This window comes from Kitasatospora sp. NPDC043949, assembly GCF_056435365.1.
In genome coordinates, this window is sequence record NZ_JBWKEQ010000006.1 from 76,676 (window position 1) to 94,144 (window position 17,469).

Below are 17,469 nucleotides of genomic sequence, written 5' to 3' on the forward strand. Positions count from 1 at the left end.
TCGGTGTCGCAAGCCTTTTATTGTATCCGGCTCCGTGCGAGAGGACGACCAACTTCCCCTGGAAAACGGAGAGTTCACCGCCGAAGCTGGCTGACAGGGCGAGGTCGACGGGTGTCTGCTTGGCCTGCTCCCACGGAAGTACCGGAACCCCGAGGGAGCTCAGCAGCTCGGCGACTCCTGCGCTGAAGGGGGACGATCCCGTGCAGGCGGCCAGCAGTTGGATCCTGAGGTCGTCGCGGAACAGCGGAACGACGTCCAGGAGCCGGGTCGCGGAGGTCACGTTGTGGACGACGAGGAGAACCCGGCGGCAGCCACCGCGGGTGGTCCACCTCGAAGCGTCCTCGCCCACCGGAACCCGGATCCAGTCGGTCACCAGCCCTGCCAACCCGCCGCTCCTTCGATGCTCGCCGCCTCCCCTCGCGAGGTCCGTCCATTGTTCCACGGCGTGGATGTCGAGGTTCGGCCTCGGTCGGGACCGGTCGGTTCGGCCGGACCCGACGCGCGGTCAGGGTCTTCGCCCGGCGGCGGGTTGGGGAGTGGGGATGATTACAGGTGTTCGAGGCGGATGGCCGCGGCCGGGCAGACCGCGGCGGCGTCCTGGACGGCCTGGTGGAGGTCGGCGGGGGGTGCGGCGTCGAGGAGGATGACGATGCCGTCCTCCTCGCGCTGGTCGAAGACCTCGGGGGCGGCCAGTACGCAGTGGCCGGCGCCGCAGCACTTTTCCTGGTCGATGTGGATGAGCATGGCTTTCCTTTCGGAGGATCGGTTCGGACGCGGGGGCCGCTACCAGGCGAGGGGGAGCTCGTGGACGCCGTAGATGAGCATGTCGCCCCGGAAGCGGATCTCCTCGAACGGTACGGCCAGGCGCAGTTCGGGCAGTCGCTGCAGGATGGAGTTCAGCGCGATCTGCAGTTCCAGCCGGGCCAGGGGCTGTCCGAGGCACTGGTGGACGCCGAAGCCGAAGGCCAGGTGGAGGCGCGCGTCGCGGGAGAGGTCGAGCTCGTCGCCGTCGGGGAACTTCTGCTCGTCCCGGTTCGCGGTGCTGATCATGCAGATCACGCCCTCGCCCGCTCGGATCCGGACGCCGCCGACGGTGACGTCCTCGGTGGCGACCCGGGTCAGGCCGGAGTGCACGATGGTGAGGTAGCGCAGCAGTTCCTCGACGGCGCCGGCGACCGACTCCGGGTGCTCGCGCAGGTGGGCGAGCTGGGTGGGGTTCTGCAGCAGGGCCAGGATGGAGAGCGCGGTCATGTTCGCCGTGGTCTCGTGTCCGGCGACCAGCAGCAGCCGGCCCATGGCGCCGATCTCCTCGGTGCTCAGTTCGCCGCGGGCGACCAGGCGGCTGAGGATGCCGTCGTCGGGCTCGGTGCGCTTGGAGTCGGTGAGCTTGACCAGGTAGTCGACCAGGTTCTTCTGGGCGATCTGCACCTCTTCGGCCGAGGAGTCGCGGCGCAGCAGGACCCGGCTGCACTCCTGGAAGAAGTCGTGGTCCTGGTAGGGGACGCCGAGCAGCAGGCAGATGACCAGGGACGGCAGCGGCAGCGCGAACTCGTGGACCAGGTCGCCGGAGTTGCGGCCGGCGGTCAGCTCGTCGAGCAGTTCGTCGGCGATGCGCTGGACCTCGGGGCGCAGTGCCTCGACCTTCTTGATCATGAATTCGCTGGTGAGCATCCGGCGCAGGTGGGCGTGCTCCGGGTCGTCCATCCGGATGAAGGTCCGCTGGCCGGTGCTCAGCTGCCGGGCTCCGGCGCTGATGAACGGGAAGCCGGGCCGGGCGGCGTCCGAGCTGAAGCGGGCGTCGCTGAGCACGGCCTTGATGTCGTCGTGGCGGGTGACCAGCCAGCTGGGGGCGCCGTCCCAGAGGGTGATCCGGCTGATCGGTTCGTCCTGCTGGGCCTGCTGGTAGGCCGGCGGCGGGTCGAACGGGCAGCCGCCACGGGCGGCGGGGTGGGTGAACCGGGGGTTGTGAGCGGCGGTGGCCATCATGGGCTCCCTTCGCGGAGCGGATTTGCCGGTGGCGCCGAGCGGATGGGCCTGCGGTGCCGTGGGGTAGCGCCCGGGACCGTTGCATGCCCTAAGCAACTAACTCACCGTCACGCTAACTCGCGGTCAGTGGTGGCGAAAGGGCCCATCCGGTGGCGAACGAATCTGTCTGGAAACCGGTCAGTGGTCGAGAGGGGAGCCACTCCCCGAACGGGGTCGCTACAGTTCCCCCATGCCGGACGCAACAGACAATCCGACCGCCACCTCCGAACTGGAGGAGGTGCTGGCCTCGCTGGCCTACCTGCTGACCCGCTCGCAGGAACACGAGCGCCAGACGGCGCGGGCCGGCATCACGGCGGCGCGCTCGGACGTCTACCTGCTGCGCGCGCTCGCCGAGGCCGAGGAGGTCAGCCGCGTGGGCGACCTGGCCGCCCGGCTGATGGTCAAGCCCTCCCACGTCACCCGGCAGATCGACCGGCTGCAGACCCAGCAACTGGTGGAACGCACTCCGGACGCGCTGGACCGCCGGGCCCGCCAGGTGGCGCTCACGGCCGAGGGGCGGGCGATGCTCAACCGTCTGAAACAGGCCAACATCGCCGGTCTGGCCAATGCGCTGGACGGCATTCCGGCGCCGGACGTCGCCGCCACGGTCAGCGTGCTGCGCCACTTGGTGGACCGGTATGTGCGGCAGGTCCGGATCAAGATGCTGTCCGAGGACGCCACGCCGGCGGACCGGGCGCCCGGGAGCGTCGGCATCGCCGACCCGGGCCCGAACCGCTGCCCCTGACGCGGGGCCCGGCAAGGAGGGGGCGCCGGAGCGGGCGCCCCCTCCGAGGTCAGGACCGTACGGCGATCGAAACCGTACGGTGATCAGGACCGTGTGGCGATCAAAACCGTACGGAAATCAGGACCTTACGGAGATCAGGACCGTGCGGCGATCAGGGCGGCCAGTCCGTCCAGCCCGCGGTCGACGGTGTCCGGGTCGACCTGGCTGACGGAGAGCCGCAGTTGCCGCTCCCCGCCCGCGTCCGGGTAGAAGTGCGACATCGGGGTCCAGATCACCCCGTACTCCGAGGCCGAGAGTTCGAGCAGCGCGTCGTCCACCACGAACGGCACGGTGACCACCAAGAAGAACCCGCCGCGCGGCTCGTTCCAGCTCACCCCGCTGCCGGGCGGGAAGCGCCGGGCCAGGCCCGCCAGGACGAGCGCGAGGTTGCGCCGGTAGAGCGCGGCGACCTCGGTGTTGGCGGCCCGCAGGCTGTAGCCGTGTTCGAGCAGTGCCCCGCCGATCACGGCCTGGGCGATCGGTGAGGTGTTCACCGTGGTCATGCTCTTGATCATGCCGAGCAGGTCGGCCAGCAGGTCGGTGCCGCCCGCGCCGTCCGCCACCGGCTGGTCCGCCACCACGTACCCGACCCGGGCGCCCGGGAGGGCCGTCTTGGCGAAGGAGCCGAGGTGGACGACCCGCCGTTCGGTGTCCAGGGCCTTGAGCGAGGGCAGCCGCTCCTCGCCGGCGAAGACGCAGTACGGGTTGTCCTCCAGCAGGAGGAAGTCCTCCTCGGCGGCCAGGGCGAGCAGCTCCCGCCGCAGCTCCAGCGGCAGGCTGGCCCCGCTCGGGTTGGCGACGTCCGGTACCAGGTAGAGGGCGCGCGGGCGCAGCCCCTCGGCCCGGGCGGCGGCCAGTTGGCGGCGCAGGTCGGCGAGGTCCACGCCGTCCGGGCCGTCGGCCACCGGCCGCACCGGCAGGTCGGCGAGCAGCGCCGCGCCGGTCAGCCCCACGTACGTGGGCGAGACGGCGAGCACCACGTCCTCGGGGCCGCGGCGCAGCGCCCGCAGCACCAGGAACATCGCCTCCTGGCAGCCCACCGTCACCACGATCGACTCGGCGGGCACCTCGATGCCCTCGTCCACCGCGAGGTGGGTGGCGATCAGCTCGTGGATGATCCCCTTGGTCCGCCCGTACTGGAGCACCTGCCGCCGGGCCGCCTCCTCGGAGAGCCCGCGCTCGGCGCGCAGGTGGGCGACGTAGCGGTCCAGGTGGCGGTGGACGGCGTCGAGTTCGAAGAACTGCTCCGCCGGGCGGCCCGCGGCGAAGGAGACCGCCTCCGGGTAGCGGATGGAGATCTCGTTGAGCAGGTTCATCGAGGTCATCGCCGGGTCGGCGAGGGAGGGGTGCAGGTCGGCCCGCAGCAGGCCGCGGGGTGGGGCGGTGGTGGTCACGGTGCACTCCAGGTGGGGCAGGGCATGGGGGTGGTGCGCAGCGCGGCGGCCGCGCTCAGGTCGGCGCAGCCCGCCAGGCCGAGCGCGTGCCGCAGCTCCGCGGCCAGCAGGTCGAGCACGTGGGCGCAGCCGGCCTCGCCCCGGGCCGCCAGGCCCCAGATCATCGGGCGTCCGAGCAACACCCCGGACGCCCCGAGGGCGAGGGCGGTGAGCACGTCCGATCCGCCGCGCACCCCGCTGTCCAGCAGCACCTGGCAGGCGCGGCCGGCCAGCGCCTCGGCGACGGCGGGCAGCGCGGTGATCGAGGGGACGGCCCGGTCGAGCTGGCGGCCGCCGTGGTTGGACACCACCACGGCTTCGGCGCCGAGTTCGGCGGCTCGCACCGCGTCCGCCGGGTCGAGCACCCCCTTGACCATCAGCGGCAGGCTGGTGTGCTCGCGCAGCCAGGCGAGATCCGCCCAGGTGACGGCGGGGGAGAGCAGCTCGGCGGTGTGCGCGGCCACGGCCGAGACGGCGGTGGTCGCCTGGTGGGCCCGCCCGGCGGCGCCGTCTTCGAGCAGGACCGCGCGGACGTCCGCGGGCAGCGCGAAGGCGTTCTTGGCGTCGCGCAGGCGGCGGCCCATGAACGGCACGTCGGCGGTGACGACCAGGCATTCGCTGCCCGCCGCCTCGGCCGCCGCGACCAGGTCGAGCAGCCGCCCCCGGTCGCGCAGCCAGTACAGCTGGAACCAGAGCGTGGCTCCCGTCGCGGCCAGCTCCTCGAAGCCGACGCTGCTGAGCGTGCCGACGGTGAACGGCACCCCCGCCGCGGCCGCCGCCCGGGCCGAGGCCAGCTCGCCCTCGGGGTGGAACAGCCGGTGGTACGCGACGGGCGCCACCGCCGCCGGCAGGGTCGCGCGGCTGCGCACCAGGGTGGTGGCGGTGTCGCAGGCGGAGACGTCGGCCAGCACTCGGGGCACCAGGGCCAGCTGGTCGAAGGCCGCCCGGTTGCCGGCGAGGGTCCTCTCGCGCTCCGCGCCGCCCTCCAGCCAGTCCCAGACCTCGGGCGCGAGGACGGCCCGGGCGGGCTCCGCGTACTCGGCGACGGAGAGCGGCTGGGGGGAGGGTGACGGGGAGGAGGGCGACGGGGCGGGGGAGGGCTGGTGCCCGGTCAGGGCCGGCGCGCTCATCCGGCCACTTCGCTGGCGCTGCGCTGGAGTTCGACGGCCTCGTAGAGGGCGCGGACGTTGTTGCTGCCGAAGGTGCGGGCCCGGATGCGCTCGATCACCTCGAAGAAGAAGGTGCCGCGCGGGTGCTGGGAGCGGGTGAAGATCTGGAACAGCTGGCCGTCGTGGTCCTGGTCGACCAGCAGGTGCAGGGCGCGCAGCTGGTCGAGCGAGTGCCGCAGTGGCGTCAGACGGGCGGGCAGCGCGTCGAAGTACGCGCCCGGGGTGCGCAGGAACGGCACGCCGCGCTCCGCCATCGCGGAGACGGAGTGCACGGCGTCGGCGGAGGAGAAGGCCACGTGCTGCACCCCGGCGCCGCCGTGGTCGGCGAGGAAGGAGGCGATCTGGCCGCCCGCGTCCGGGCTGAGCGGCTCGATCAGGGTGAGCGTGACGCTGTGGTCGGCGCTCTGCACGACCGCCGAGTCCATGCCGAGCGCGCCGACCTCGATCCGCTCCTCGAAGATCATCCGGAAGCCGAAGACCTCGCAGTACCGGCGGACGGTCTCGCGCAGCTCGCCGGAGGGGACGCAGACCGCGAAGTGGTCGACGGAGCGCAGCCCCGTCGTGCCGGTGTCGGTGACCGGGGCGGCGTCCGGCAGGCCGGGGATCCGGTCGGCGGGGGCCTCGGGGCCGCGCTCGATCAGGGTGTGCACCACGTCGCCGAAGGCGCCGACCACCGCCGTGACGCAGCCGTGCGCGGCCTGCGGCGGGCGCAGGCCGTCGGCGCCCCGGCCGGTCAGCGTCCGGTAGGCGTCGGCGGCGTCCGGCACCCGCAGGGCCAGTGCGCCCACGCCGTCGCCGTGCCGGGCCAGGTAGTCGGTGGCCGGGTGGCCGCCGGCCAGCGGCTGGGTGAGCAGCAGCCGGATGGTGCCCTGCCCGACCAGCGCCGAGAGGCAGCGCTCGGCGGCCTCGCCGCGCTCGGTGGGCGGGACGAGCAGCTCGAAGCCGTACTCGCTGGTCAGCCGGGCGGTCTCGGCGGTGAGGTCGGACAGGTAGAACTCGACGTGGTCCAGTTCGACGGGGAGCGGGGCGGTGGTGGGCGAGGAGCGGTCGGTCATCTGAGGAGCTTTCTGGTGAGGAAGGAGAGGAGGTGTCGAGGGTGATCGGGCGATCAGGTGCGCTGGAGGTCCGGGGCGCTCCCGGGCTCGGTGGGGCTCTCGGAGCCGGCCGGAGGCTCGGTGGGGCTCTCGGAGCCGGCCGGAGGCTCGGTGGGGCTCTCGGGCTCTTCGGGGGCCGCGGGCTCGGCGGAGGTCTCGGTGCCGGCGGGGGCCTCGGGCCCGGTCGGGGCCTCGGGCTTGCCGAGCAGGTGGGCGGCCGCGAGCAGGGCGCCGAGCACCATCACGGCCAGCACGACCCGGAAGTCCAGGGCGGCCACCAGTCCGGAGCCGACGCCGACCGCGAGGGCCTGCGGGGCGGTGAGCGAGAGGTTGACGGCCGCCTGGGCGCGGCCCATCAGCTGGGGCGGCGTGGCCGCCTGGGCGGCCGTGGCGAGGCCGACCATGGCGGCTGGGATGCCCGCCCCGGCGATCACCAGGCCGGCCGCCACCACGGGGAGGGACGGCGCGAGCAGGAGTACCGTGCCGAGGCCGAACACCACCGACCCCGCCATGACCGTCCGGCGCGGTCCGAGCCGGCCGATCAGCAGACCGCCGACCACCGAGCCGCCCAGCGCCCCGACCGCCTCGGTCGTCTCCAGCACGCCGAGGAACTGCGGCGGGCGGTGCAGCCCGTGCTGGGTCAGCGCGAACAGCACCGGCTGGAGCAGGCTCAGCACGAAGCCCGTGACGGCGGTGGCCGCCACCAGCGGGCGCAGCCCGGTCGCACCGCGCAGGTGGGCGAAGCCCGCCAGCACATCGGTGCGCCACCGGAGGCCCGAGGGCTCCGGCCTGGGCTCGTCCGCCCGCAGGCCGAGGAAGGCCAGGGCCGCCAGCAGCAGCACGCCGAGGTCGGCCAGCGCCACGGCGTGCCCGCCCAGCCAGCTGTAGAGGCCCGAGCCGAGCAGCGGCGCGACCAGCGTGGTGCCGGCCCGGGCGCTCTGGGTGAACCCGGCTGCCGCGCCGAAGTCCTGACGATCCGTCAGGATCGTCCGCAGCAGGGCGCTCTGCGCCGGGGCCAGCACGGCCCCGGCGAGACCGCAGAGCGAGGCCGTGCAGTAGATGATCCAGACCCGGTCCGGACCGTCGACGAGCAGCAGGGGCGTCAACCCCACTGCCACTATCAGGTTGACGCCGACCAGCAGCGGTCTGCGCCGGACCCGGTCGGCGAGCAGGCCGCCCAGCGGCAGGAGCAGCAGCGGCGCGGCGAAGCAGAACAGCACCAGCCCGGCGGCGGAGTTGCTGCCGGTCAGCACCTTGGCCCAGATGCCGAGGGCGATGGAGAGGGCGCTGTCGCCGAGGACGGACAGGGTCTGCCCGGCGAGGTAGCGCCGGAACTCCGGGCGGGCCAACAGCGGGTGCATCGCGGTTCCTTCGCTGCGCCGACGGCGCTTCGGGTGCTGGGCGTGCCGGGCGTGCTGGGTTGCTGAGGGTGCTGGGCTGCTCGGCGCGTGGGGCGCGGACGGTGCGCCCTCACGCGCCGTGCGCGGGGACGTGCGGGGACGTGCTGGGACGTGCGGAGACGGCCGGGATGCGCGGGCGCGGGGTGCGGTCAGGGAGCGGCGGGCGCGGTGGCGGTGAAGCCCTCGATCACCGCGTCGTTGGCGTCCTTCTCACCGACGGCGATCCGGATGCCCTGGCCGGGGTAGTAGCGGACGGCCACCCCTCGGCGCTCCAGCTCCGCCCGCAGGGGGAGCTGGTCGCCCGGCGCGACGACCCAGAGGAAGTTGGTCAGGCTGGGCGCCACCGTCCAGCCCAGCCGCAGCAGTTCGGCCCGCAGGCGCTCCCGCTCGGCGGCGATCTCGGCGATCCGCCGGTCCACCTCGTCCTGGGCCGAGACGGCGGCCAGCAGGCCCGCCTCCTGGAGCCGGTTCACCGCGTACGGGACCTGGTGGTCCCGTACCCGCTGGGCCACGGACTCCTCCGCGAGCGCGTAGCCGATCCGCAGGGCGGCGATGCCGTGCGACTTGGAGAGGGTGCGCAGCACCACCAGGTTCGGCCACTCGGAGATCCGGTCCGGCACCGCCGGGGCCGCCCAGTCCCGGGCGAAGTCGACGTACGCCTCGTCCAGCAGGATCAGCGCCGTGGCCGGGACCAGGCGGAAGAAGTCCGTCAGCTCCGCCCAGGAGTAGACCGTGCCGGTCGGGTTGTGCGGGTTGCACAGCACGACGATCCGGGTGCGTTCGTCCAGCCGATCGGCCATCGCGGCCAGGTCGTGCCGGGCGTCGGGGTCGAGCGGGACGGCCCGGGCCTCGGCCCGGGCGATCTCGCAGAACAGCGGGTACGCGTCGAAGCAGGGCGCCGAGTGCACCACGTTGTCGCCGGGCCCGACGACGGCGTGGAAGAGGTCCAGCGCCACGCCCGCCGAGCCGTGGCCGACCACGACCTGAGGGGCCGGGACGCGCTGCCAGTCGGCGATGATCCCCTCGATCCGCTGCGGGCGGAAGTCCGGGTACCGGTGCAGGTCGCCGGCGGCCGCGGCCAGGGCGGCCACGACGGACGGCAGCGGCGGGCCCGGGTGCTCGTTCTGCGCCAGCAGGTGTCTGGCGGCGGCGGCCATCAGTCGGCCTGGAGGACGTAGAGCCAGGAGTGCGGGGTGGCCAGCGCCTCGACGCGGTCGATCCGCAGTCCGGCGTCGGTGAACAGTTCCTCGTACGTCTCCTTGGTGTGCAGCGGCACGCCCATCATCGCGTGCGCCAGCTCGAAGCCGACCGAGAAGACCGGCAGGGCGCTCTGGGACTCGCCCGGGCCGCGCAGCATGGTGTCGCCGAGCACGAAGGTGCGGGCCTTCGGGAAGGCCTCCCGCATCCGGGTGAAGATCGAGGAGCGGGTGGCCGGGTCGGCCAGCAGGTCGTGCAGCAGGAAGAAGCTCATCACGGTGTCGACCTCGGCCACCTCGGCGGCCTCGGCGTCGTTGTCGATCTGGGTGCCGAGCAGGCCCAGGACGTCGGCCCGGACGGCGGTGACGCGGTCCTGCATCCCGGCCGTGACGATGTCGCGGCGGGCGATGTCGGTGGCCGGGCGGCTGATGTCGATGCCCAGGCCCCGGGTGCCCTCGCGCTGCCCGACCACCCGGCGCACCCGGGCGGAGGTGCCGCTGCCCAGGTCGGCGATGGTGCGGAAGTCGATGCCGGAGAGCACGTCGGTCAGCTGCGCGGCGAACAGCGACTGGTCGCACTGGGCGGAGCCGAGGGCGACCATCGCCTCGTCGCGCAGGACGTCCTCGCTGTAGCGGTGCGTCCCCGCGCTCAGGTGCCCGGCGCGGCCGAACACGTCGTGGTACCCGCCGACGGCCCAGGTGAAGTAGCCGCGCGCGGCGGCGACTTCGAGGCCCACCTCGGTGGGCACGTAGGTGCCGCCGTCGGCCTTGACGTAGCCGCAGTCGGCGGCGGCGCGCAGGACGGCCTCGGTCCGGGCGGTGTCACCGCCCTGGGCGGTGGCCTCGACGGCCGAGAGCGGCTCGCAGCGCCCGAGCTTCTCCAGCACGCCGATCCGGTCCAGCGCGAAGATCACGTTGGCGGCGATGAAGCCGTTGTAGGCGTCGGTCGACGTGATCGGCGACGGGGTGACGCCGCGCCAGGTGTCGGGGATGGCGGCAGTGGTCATGGTGGTGTCCGTTTCTCGGTGGGCGGGCCGGGTGCGGCCCGCGCGGTGGGTGCAGGTCGGTGGCCTGCGGTCGGAAGGGATGCGAAAGCCGGCGGGTCAGGAGGCCGGTCGGCGGCCGGTCGGTCAGGTGGCCGGTCGGTCGGTCAGGCGGGCGGCGAGCACCGGGCCGATGACGGCGAGCGCCTTGGGGCCCGTCATGGCGCCGTGGGTGCTCGGCACCTCGTGGACGTCGATCCGGCCGCCCACGTGGGGGCGCCAGCCGTCCGGGTCGGGGGCGTCGGCAGGGCGGTCCTTGGCGGCGGTGAAGACCACCGCGTCGCCGTCGTAGCCGGGCAGCGGGAGCGCGTGCGCCAGCTCGGCGTTGGCCTGGAAGACCGCGACCACCCGGGCCACCGCGGCGCCGCTGAGGCCCGCGAGCGGGCCCTCGCCGTGCCGGACCAGCTCGGCGTAGCCGTCCTCGTCCTCGGGCCAGGCGCCGATCTCCCCGGCCGGGTGGCCGAGCGAGTCGAGGATCACTGCCAGTTGCTCCGGGTCGTTCCGCCACTGCTCGGGCCCGGCCTCGCCGGCGCCCGGATAGGCGTCCAGCAGGGCCAGCAGCCGGACCTCCTCGCCCTGGTCGCGCAGCAGTGCGGCGATCGCGTGGGCGACGGCCCCGCCGAAGGACCAGCCGAGCAGGGCGTACGGGCCCTCGGGGCGGACGGCGCGGATCTGCGCGAGGTAGTCGCGCGCCAACTCCGCGACGGAGGAGGGGCGGTGGCCCGGATCGGCCAGGCCCGGGGCCTGGAGGCCGTAGATCGGCTGCTCGGCGTCGAGGTGGCGCAGCAGCCCCGTGTACACCCAGCTGATGCCCGCGGCCGGGTGGACGCAGAACAGCGGCGGGCGCGAGCCCCGGGTGCGGATCGGCAGCAGGACGGGGAAGCTCTCGGCGCCCGGCCCCCGGGCGAGCCGCTCGGCGAGCCCGGCGACGGTCGGCGCCTCGAACACGGTGCGGACCCCGATCCCCTCGCCCGCGCCGACCAGCTCCCGCAGCCCCGCGACCAGCCGGGCGGCCAGCAGCGAGTGCCCGCCCAGCTCGAAGAAGTTGTCGTCCACACCGACCCGTTCGAGCCCGAGCACGTCGGCGAACAGCCCGCAGAGCACCTCCTCCTGCGGCGTGCCGGGCGCCCGCCCGGCGCCGGGCCAGGCGGCGGTGTCGGGGGCGGGGAGGGCGCGGCGGTCGACCTTGCCGTTGGCGGTGAGGGGGAGGGCGTCCAGGGCCACGACGGCGGAGGGCACCATGTAGTCGGGCAGGGTCGCGCCGACGTGGGCCCGCAGGAGGGCCTGGTCGACCGTCTGCCCGGGCCGGGCCACGGCGTAGCCGACCAGGCGCCGGTCGCCGGGGCGGTCCTCGCGGACCAGGACGAAGGCCTGGGCGAGGGAGGGGTGGCGGACGAGGGCGGCCTCGATCTCGCCGGGTTCGATGCGGAACCCGCGGACCTTGACCTGGTGGTCGGTGCGGCCGAGGTACTCCAGGGAGCCGTCGGCCCGGCGGCGGGCGAGGTCACCGGTGCGGTACATCCGGCTGCCGGGGGCGCCGTACGGGTTGGCGACGAAGCGCTCGGCGGTCAGGCCGGGCCGGTTGAGGTAGCCCCTGGCCAGGCCGGAGCCCGCGAGGTAGAGCTCGCCGACGACCCCGGCGGGGACGGGCTGCAGGGCGGCGTCCAGGACGTGCAGCCGGGTGTTCAGGATGGGCCGGCCCAGCGGCGGTGCGATCCGGCCGGACAGCGGGGTGGTCATGCTGGCGCAGACGGTGGATTCCGTCGGCCCGTAGGCGTTGACCATCCGCAGGCGGGCGGACCAGTGCTCGACGAGGTCGGGCGGGCAGGCCTCCCCGGCGACGGCCAGGGTCTCGACGTGCGCGAGCGCGTCGGGGGGCAGGACGGCCAGGGCGGTTGGCGGCAGGGTGACGTGGGTGACGCCCTGCTCGGCGATCAGTTCGACCAGGGCGGGGCCGGGCAGCAGCTGGTCGGCGTCGGCGAGGACGGCGCGGGCGCCGGTGAGCAGGGCCAGGCTGAGTTCGGCGACGGCGGAGTCGAAGGAGGGGGAGGCGAACAGCAGGTAGCGGCTGTCCGGGGTCACGGCCAGGCTCTGGCGCTGGCTCTCGACCAGGGCGGCGAGGCCGGTGTGGGGGACGACGACGCCCTTGGGGCGGCCGGTGGAGCCGGAGGTGTAGATGACGTACGCGGCGGCGTCGGGGGTGGTGGCGGTGCCGGTTTCGGCGTCGGGTTCGGTGCCGGTTTCGGCGTCGGTTTCGGCGTCGGTGAGGTCGTGTGCCGGGTGGCCGGAGGTGTCGAGCTCCTCGACCAGCAGGCGCGGGACGGCGCTGTCGGCCGGCAGGCCGGCGGCCACCGTGCCGGTGGTGAGGACCAGGACGGGGGCGGCGTCGGCGAGCATGTAGGCGATGCGGTCGGCCGGGTAGCGCGGGTCGAGCGGGAGGAAGGCCGCGCCGGCCTTGAGGACGGCGAGCTGGGCGACGATGAGCTCGATCGAGCGCTCCAGGGCGATCGCGACGAACCGCTCGGGGCCCGCGCCGTGTGCGGTGAGCAGCCGGGCGAGGCGGTTGGCGCGTCCGTTCAGCTCGGCGTAGGTGAGCTGCTCGGCGCCGAAGGCGAGGGCGACGGCGTCGGGGCGGGCGGCGGCCTGGGCCTGGAAGAGCGCCGGGAAGGTGGCGGGGGCGACGGAGTGGTCGGTGTCGTTCCAGGCCGTGATCAGCTGTCGGCGCTCCTCCGGCGCCAGGATCTCCACCTGGCCCACCCGCTGGTCAGGGTCGGCCAGCACCGCGCGCAGGGCGCGCTCGAACCGCGCGGCCGTCGCCGCCGCCGTGGCCCGGTCGAACAGGTCGACGGCGTACTCGACCGTCAGCTCCAGGCCGGCGGGGGTGCCGTCACGGTCGAAGGCCTCGCTGAAGGCGAAGGTCAGGTCGAACTTGGCGAGGTCCGAATCCAGCGCCTCGACCCGGCCCGGCAGGCCGCCGAGGCGGATCGTTCCGGCGTCGCCGCCGGAGGTCAGCATCACCTGGCAGAGCGGGTGCCGGGCCGTCGAGCGCGCCGGGTTGAGCAGCTCGACCAGGCGCTCGAAGGGCACGTCCTGGTGCCCGAAGGCGTCCAGGGTGCCGATCCGGACGCGCTCCAGCAGCTCCCGGAAGCTCGGGTCGCCGGACGTGTCGGTGCGCAGCACCAGGGTGTTGACGAAGAAGCCGACCAGGTCGTCGAGCGCTTCGTCGGTGCGCCCGGCGACGACGGTGCCGATCGGCAGGTCGGTGCCCGCGCCCAGGCGGCCCAGCGTGGTGGCGAGTGCCGCCTGCATCACCATGAACACGCTGGCTCGGCTCTGCTGCGCCAACTCGACCAGGGCGCCGTGGAGTTCGCCGTCCAGGTGCAGTTCCACCGCCGCACCCCGACGGGTCGGCGCGGTCGGGCGCGGCCGGTCGTAGGGGAGCGCCAGTTCCTCGGGGAGGCCGGACAGCACCTGCTGCCAGTGGGCGAGTTGTTCGGTGAGCAGGGTGGTGGGTTGTTGCGGGGTGCCGAGGAGTTCGTGCTGCCAGAGGGCGTAGTCGGCGTACTGCACCGGCAGCGGCTCCCACTGCGGTGCGGTGCCGGCGAGGCGGGCTTCGTAGGCGGTGGCGAGGTCGTGCAGGAGCGGGGCGACGGACCAGCCGTCGGTGGCGATGTGGTGCATCAGGACGAGCAGGACGTGTTCGTCCTGCGGGAGGGAGAACAGCGTGGCGCGGACGGGCAGGTCGTGGGCGAGGTCGAAGACCTCCCCGCCGGCCTCGGCCAGGGCGTCCTGGAGCGCTTCCTCGGTGGCCACCGACACGGTGTGCAGCGGGAGTTCGGGACGCTCGACGATCAGCTGGCGGGGCTGGCCGTCGGTGGTCGGGTAGACGGTGCGCAGCACCTCGTGGCGGTCGAGGACGTCCGTCAGCGCCGCCTGGAGGGCGGGGGCGTCGACCCGACCGGTCAGGCGCACCGCGCACGGGGTGTTGTAGAGCGCGTTGGGGCCCTCGAACTGGTCGATGAACCACAGGCGTTGCTGTGCCGGGGAGAGCGGGATGCGCTCGGGCCGGTCGATGGGCCGCAGGGCCGGACGGGCCGTGCCGGAGGCGGGCAGGACGGCGGCCAGGGCGGCGACGGTCGGGGCGTCGAACAGGGCCCGGATGGGAAGTTCGGTGCTGAGGGCGGTGCGGATGCGGCTGACCAGTTTGGTGGCGAGGAGGGAGTGGCCGCCGAGGTCGAAGAAGCGGTCGTCGATGGTGACGGTGGTGAGTCCGAGGACGTCGGCGAAGAGTGTGCAGAGGGTTTGTTCGGTGGTGTTGCGGGGGGCGCGGCCTTCGGTGGTGCCGGTGTAGTCGGGGGCGGGGAGGGCGCGGCGGTCGACTTTGCCGTTGGCGGTGACGGGGAGGGTGTCGAGGATGACGACGGCGGCGGGGAGCATGTAGCTGGGGAGGGTGTCGGTGACGGCGGCGCGCAGTTCGCCGGGGGTGACGTTGCCGGTGACGTTGCCGGTGGAGGTGGTGGTGAGGGTGGTGTAGACGACGAGGCGTTTGTCGCCGGGTTGGTCTTCGCGGACGTGGGCGAGGGCTTGGCCGACGGCGGGGTGGGCGGTGAAGGCGGTTTCGACTTCGCCGAGTTCGATGCGGAAGCCGCGGATCTTGACCTGGTCGTCGGCGCGGCCGAGGAATTCCAGGACGCCGTCGGTGGTCCAGCGGGCGAGGTCGCCGGTGCGGTACATCCGTTCGCCGGCGAGGAACGGGCAGGCGACGAAGCGTTCGGCGGTGAGGGAGGGGCGGCCGGTGTAGCCGCGGGCGAGTCCGGCGCCGGCGATGTAGAGCTCGCCTGCCACGCCGGCGGGTACGGGCTGCAAGGTGGTGTCGAGGACGTACGTCCGGGTGTTGGCCAGCGGGCGGCCGATCGGTACCACGTTCGGGACCGCCGAGGCGGGGGTCATGGTGAAGGTGGTCTTGATGGCCGTCGTCTCGGTGGGCGCGTAGACCGCGACGACGGAGGTGTCCGGGCACGCCTGGAAGAGCCGGCGGACGGCCTCGGGCGGGACGACGTCGCCGCCGGTCCACACCTGCCGGACGGCCCGGAAGGCCTCCGGCGTCTCCTCGGCCATCAGCCGCAGCAGGCCCGAGGGCGCCTGGACCAGGGTCACCCGGTGGGTGGTGATGGTCTCGGCGAGGCGCCGGATGTCCAGCTCGCCGGGCTCGGCCAGCACGATCGCCCCGCCGGTGACGAGCGGCGCCCAGATCTCGGTGGTGGAGGCGTCGAAGGCGGTGGGCGAGTGCAGCAGGACACGCTCGTGGTGGCCCGCGCGGAAGTGCTGGTTGCCCAGCAGGTCCACCACGTTGCGGTGGGTGACGGCGACGCCCTTGGGCAGGCCGGTCGAGCCCGAGGTGTACATCACGTAGACCAGCTGGCCGGGGTGCACGGGCACGGCCGGGTCGCCCGCCTCGGGGGCCGTGGCGAGCAGGGCGTCGGTGACCTCGACGGTGGCGAAGCCGCCGGTGGCGAGGACCGGATGCCCGTGGTGGGCCGGGTCGGTGAGCAGCAGGCCGGTGCGGGTGTCGGTGAGGATGTGCTGGAGCCGGTCCAGCGGGTAGCGGTCGTCCAGCGGGACGTACGTGCCGCCCGCCTTGGCGATCGCGAGGACGGCCGTGAGCAGCCCGGCGGAGCGCTCCATCAGCACCGCCACCGGCTGTTCGGTGGTCAGGCCGCGCGCCAGCAGCAGGGCGGCGAGGCGGTTGGCGCGGCCGTTCAGTTCGGCGTAGCTGAGCTGTTCGGCGTCGGTGATCAGGGCGGGGGCGTCGGGGGTGGTGGCGGCCTGGGCCTCGAACAGCCGGGGCAGGCTGGTGTCGGGCACCGGTGCGGTCGGTCCGTTCCAGCCGGTGAGCAGGTGCTCGCGTTCGGCGGGGTCGAGGATGTCGATGCTGCCGATCGGGGTGTCCGGGTCGGCCGCGACGGCGCGCAGGACGCGCAGCAGGCGCTCGGCGAGGGCGGTGGCGGTGGCGTGGTCGAAGAGGTCGGCCGCGTAGTCGACGGCGCCGCGGACACCGAGGCAGTCGCCGTCCTCCGTGAGGTGCTCGACGAAGTTGAAGTTCAGGTCGAACTGGGCCTGGGCCTCGCCGGCCTCGACCGGCCGGGCCGACGCCGGGCCGAAGGCGAGGTCGCCGGCCCGCTCCGTGTTCAGGGTGACGAGCGACTGGAAGAGGGGGTGGCCGGCGGTGCGGGTGGGGTTGAGGTGTTCGACCAGGCGCTCGAAGGGGATGTCCTGGTGGTCGTAGGCGTCGAGGTCGGTGCGGCGGACGCGGTCCAGCAACTCGCGGAAGGTGGGGTCGCCGGTGGTGTCGGTGCGCAGCAGCAGGGTGTTGACGAAGAAGCCGACCAGGTCGTCGAGGGCTTCGTCGGTGCGTCCGGCGACGACGGTGCCGATCGGCAGGTCGGTGCCCGTACCGAGGCGGGTGTAGAGGGTGGCGACGGCGGCTTGCAGGGCCATGAAGAGGCTGGCGTTCTGCGTGCCGGCCAACTCGGCCAGTGCGGTGTGCAGTTCGACGTCGAGTTCCAACTCGGCGGCGCCGCCCCGGCGGGTGGGCGCGGCCGGGCGCGGCCGGTCGTAGGGGAGCGCCAGCTCCTCCGGGAGGCCGGACAACGCCTGCTGCCAGTAGGCGAGTTGAAGGGAGACGACGCTCTCGGGGTCGTCCTCCTCGCCGAGCAGCTCGCGCTGCCAGAGGGTGTAGTCGGCGTACTGCACCGGCAGCGGCTCCCACTGCGGCTCGGTGCCGGCGAGCCGGGCCTCGTACGCGGTGGCGAGGTCGCGGAAGAGCGGGGCGACGGACCAGCCGTCGCTGGCGATGTGGTGCGTCAGCAGCAGCAGGACGTGCTCGCCCGGCGAGGGGAGGGCGTACAGCCAGGCGCGGACGGGGAGGTCGGCGGCGAGGTCGAAGACCTGCCCGGCGTCCTCGCGCAGCCGCTCGGACAGTTCGGCCTCGTCGGCCACCGGCACCCGGTGCAGCGGCGGGCGCCCCTGGTCGAGGATGTGCTGGTGGGGCTGGCCGTCGGTGGTCGGGAAGACGGTGCGCAGCACCTCGTGCCGGGCCACCACGTCCCACAGCGCGCCTTCGAGGGCGGCGGCGTCGAGCTCGCCGGTCAGCCGGAGGGCGAACGGCGTGTTGTAGAGGGCGCTCGGGCCCTCGAACTGCTCGATGAACCAGAGCCGCTGCTGGGCGAACGACAACGGGATCAAGGTCTGCCTCCGACTGGCGACTTACGGCTGCTGGGGCTGGTAGGGCTGGTGGGGTTCGGCGGTCGCGGGACGCGGCGGGC

9 protein-coding genes and 2 pseudogenes are annotated in these 17,469 nt (G+C 73.9%); 1 reads left to right on the forward strand and 10 read right to left on the reverse strand.

Features of this window, described 5'->3' with window-relative positions:
• From AC07AL_RS07675 to AC07AL_RS07685, 3 genes and pseudogenes are all read right to left on the reverse strand, one after another.
• Nucleotides 1-385, reverse strand: a pseudogene (locus tag AC07AL_RS07675) (hypothetical protein); the annotation flags it as partial.
• A gap of 161 nt (nucleotides 386-546) precedes the next feature.
• Complete coding sequence (locus tag AC07AL_RS07680) at nucleotides 547-744, reverse strand: ferredoxin (protein ID WP_363586152.1); 198 nt, start codon at nucleotides 742-744, stop codon at nucleotides 547-549.
• A 39-nt stretch (nucleotides 745-783) separates the two neighbouring features.
• Complete coding sequence (locus AC07AL_RS07685) at nucleotides 784-1,983, reverse strand: cytochrome P450 (protein WP_363586153.1); 1,200 nt, start codon at nucleotides 1,981-1,983, stop codon at nucleotides 784-786.
• A gap of 232 nt (nucleotides 1,984-2,215) precedes the next feature.
• On the opposite strand from AC07AL_RS07685, the gene AC07AL_RS07690 reads away from it, so the two are divergent.
• Complete coding sequence (locus tag AC07AL_RS07690; RefSeq protein ID WP_363633372.1) at nucleotides 2,216-2,770, forward strand: MarR family winged helix-turn-helix transcriptional regulator; 555 nt, start codon at nucleotides 2,216-2,218, stop codon at nucleotides 2,768-2,770.
• A 134-nt stretch (nucleotides 2,771-2,904) separates the two neighbouring features.
• Here AC07AL_RS07690 and AC07AL_RS07695 read toward each other — a convergent pair whose 3' ends face one another.
• The 7 genes and pseudogenes from AC07AL_RS07695 to AC07AL_RS07725 form a co-directional block, all read right to left on the reverse strand.
• Nucleotides 2,905-4,134 (reverse strand): aminotransferase-like domain-containing protein, encoded by a 1,230-nt coding sequence (locus tag AC07AL_RS07695; protein WP_363586163.1) that lies wholly within the window; start codon nucleotides 4,132-4,134, stop codon nucleotides 2,905-2,907.
• Nucleotides 4,135-4,199: 65 nt separating this feature from the next.
• On the reverse strand, nucleotides 4,200-5,372 hold the full coding sequence (locus tag AC07AL_RS07700; protein ID WP_478317171.1) for an alpha-hydroxy acid oxidase: 1,173 nt from the start codon (nucleotides 5,370-5,372) through the stop codon (nucleotides 4,200-4,202).
• Entirely contained in the window at nucleotides 5,369-6,466 is a 1,098-nt protein-coding gene (hppD, locus tag AC07AL_RS07705; RefSeq protein WP_363586156.1) for a 4-hydroxyphenylpyruvate dioxygenase, read from the reverse strand. Before hppD ends, AC07AL_RS07700 begins: the two co-directional genes overlap by 4 nt.
• Nucleotides 6,467-6,519: 53 nt before the next feature.
• Entirely contained in the window at nucleotides 6,520-7,866 is a 1,347-nt protein-coding gene (locus tag AC07AL_RS07710; protein WP_478317172.1) for an MFS transporter, read from the reverse strand.
• 188 nt (nucleotides 7,867-8,054) lie between these two features.
• On the reverse strand, nucleotides 8,055-9,062 hold the full coding sequence (locus AC07AL_RS07715; RefSeq protein ID WP_478317173.1) for a pyridoxal phosphate-dependent aminotransferase: 1,008 nt from the start codon (nucleotides 9,060-9,062) through the stop codon (nucleotides 8,055-8,057).
• Entirely contained in the window at nucleotides 9,062-10,108 is a 1,047-nt protein-coding gene (locus tag AC07AL_RS07720; protein ID WP_478317174.1) for an SAM-dependent methyltransferase, read from the reverse strand. The genes AC07AL_RS07715 and AC07AL_RS07720 overlap by 1 nt, the downstream gene beginning before the upstream one ends.
• 123 nt (nucleotides 10,109-10,231) lie before the next feature.
• Nucleotides 10,232-17,392, reverse strand: a pseudogene (locus tag AC07AL_RS07725) (amino acid adenylation domain-containing protein); the annotation flags it as partial.
• Nucleotides 17,393-17,469 lie beyond the last annotated feature (77 nt).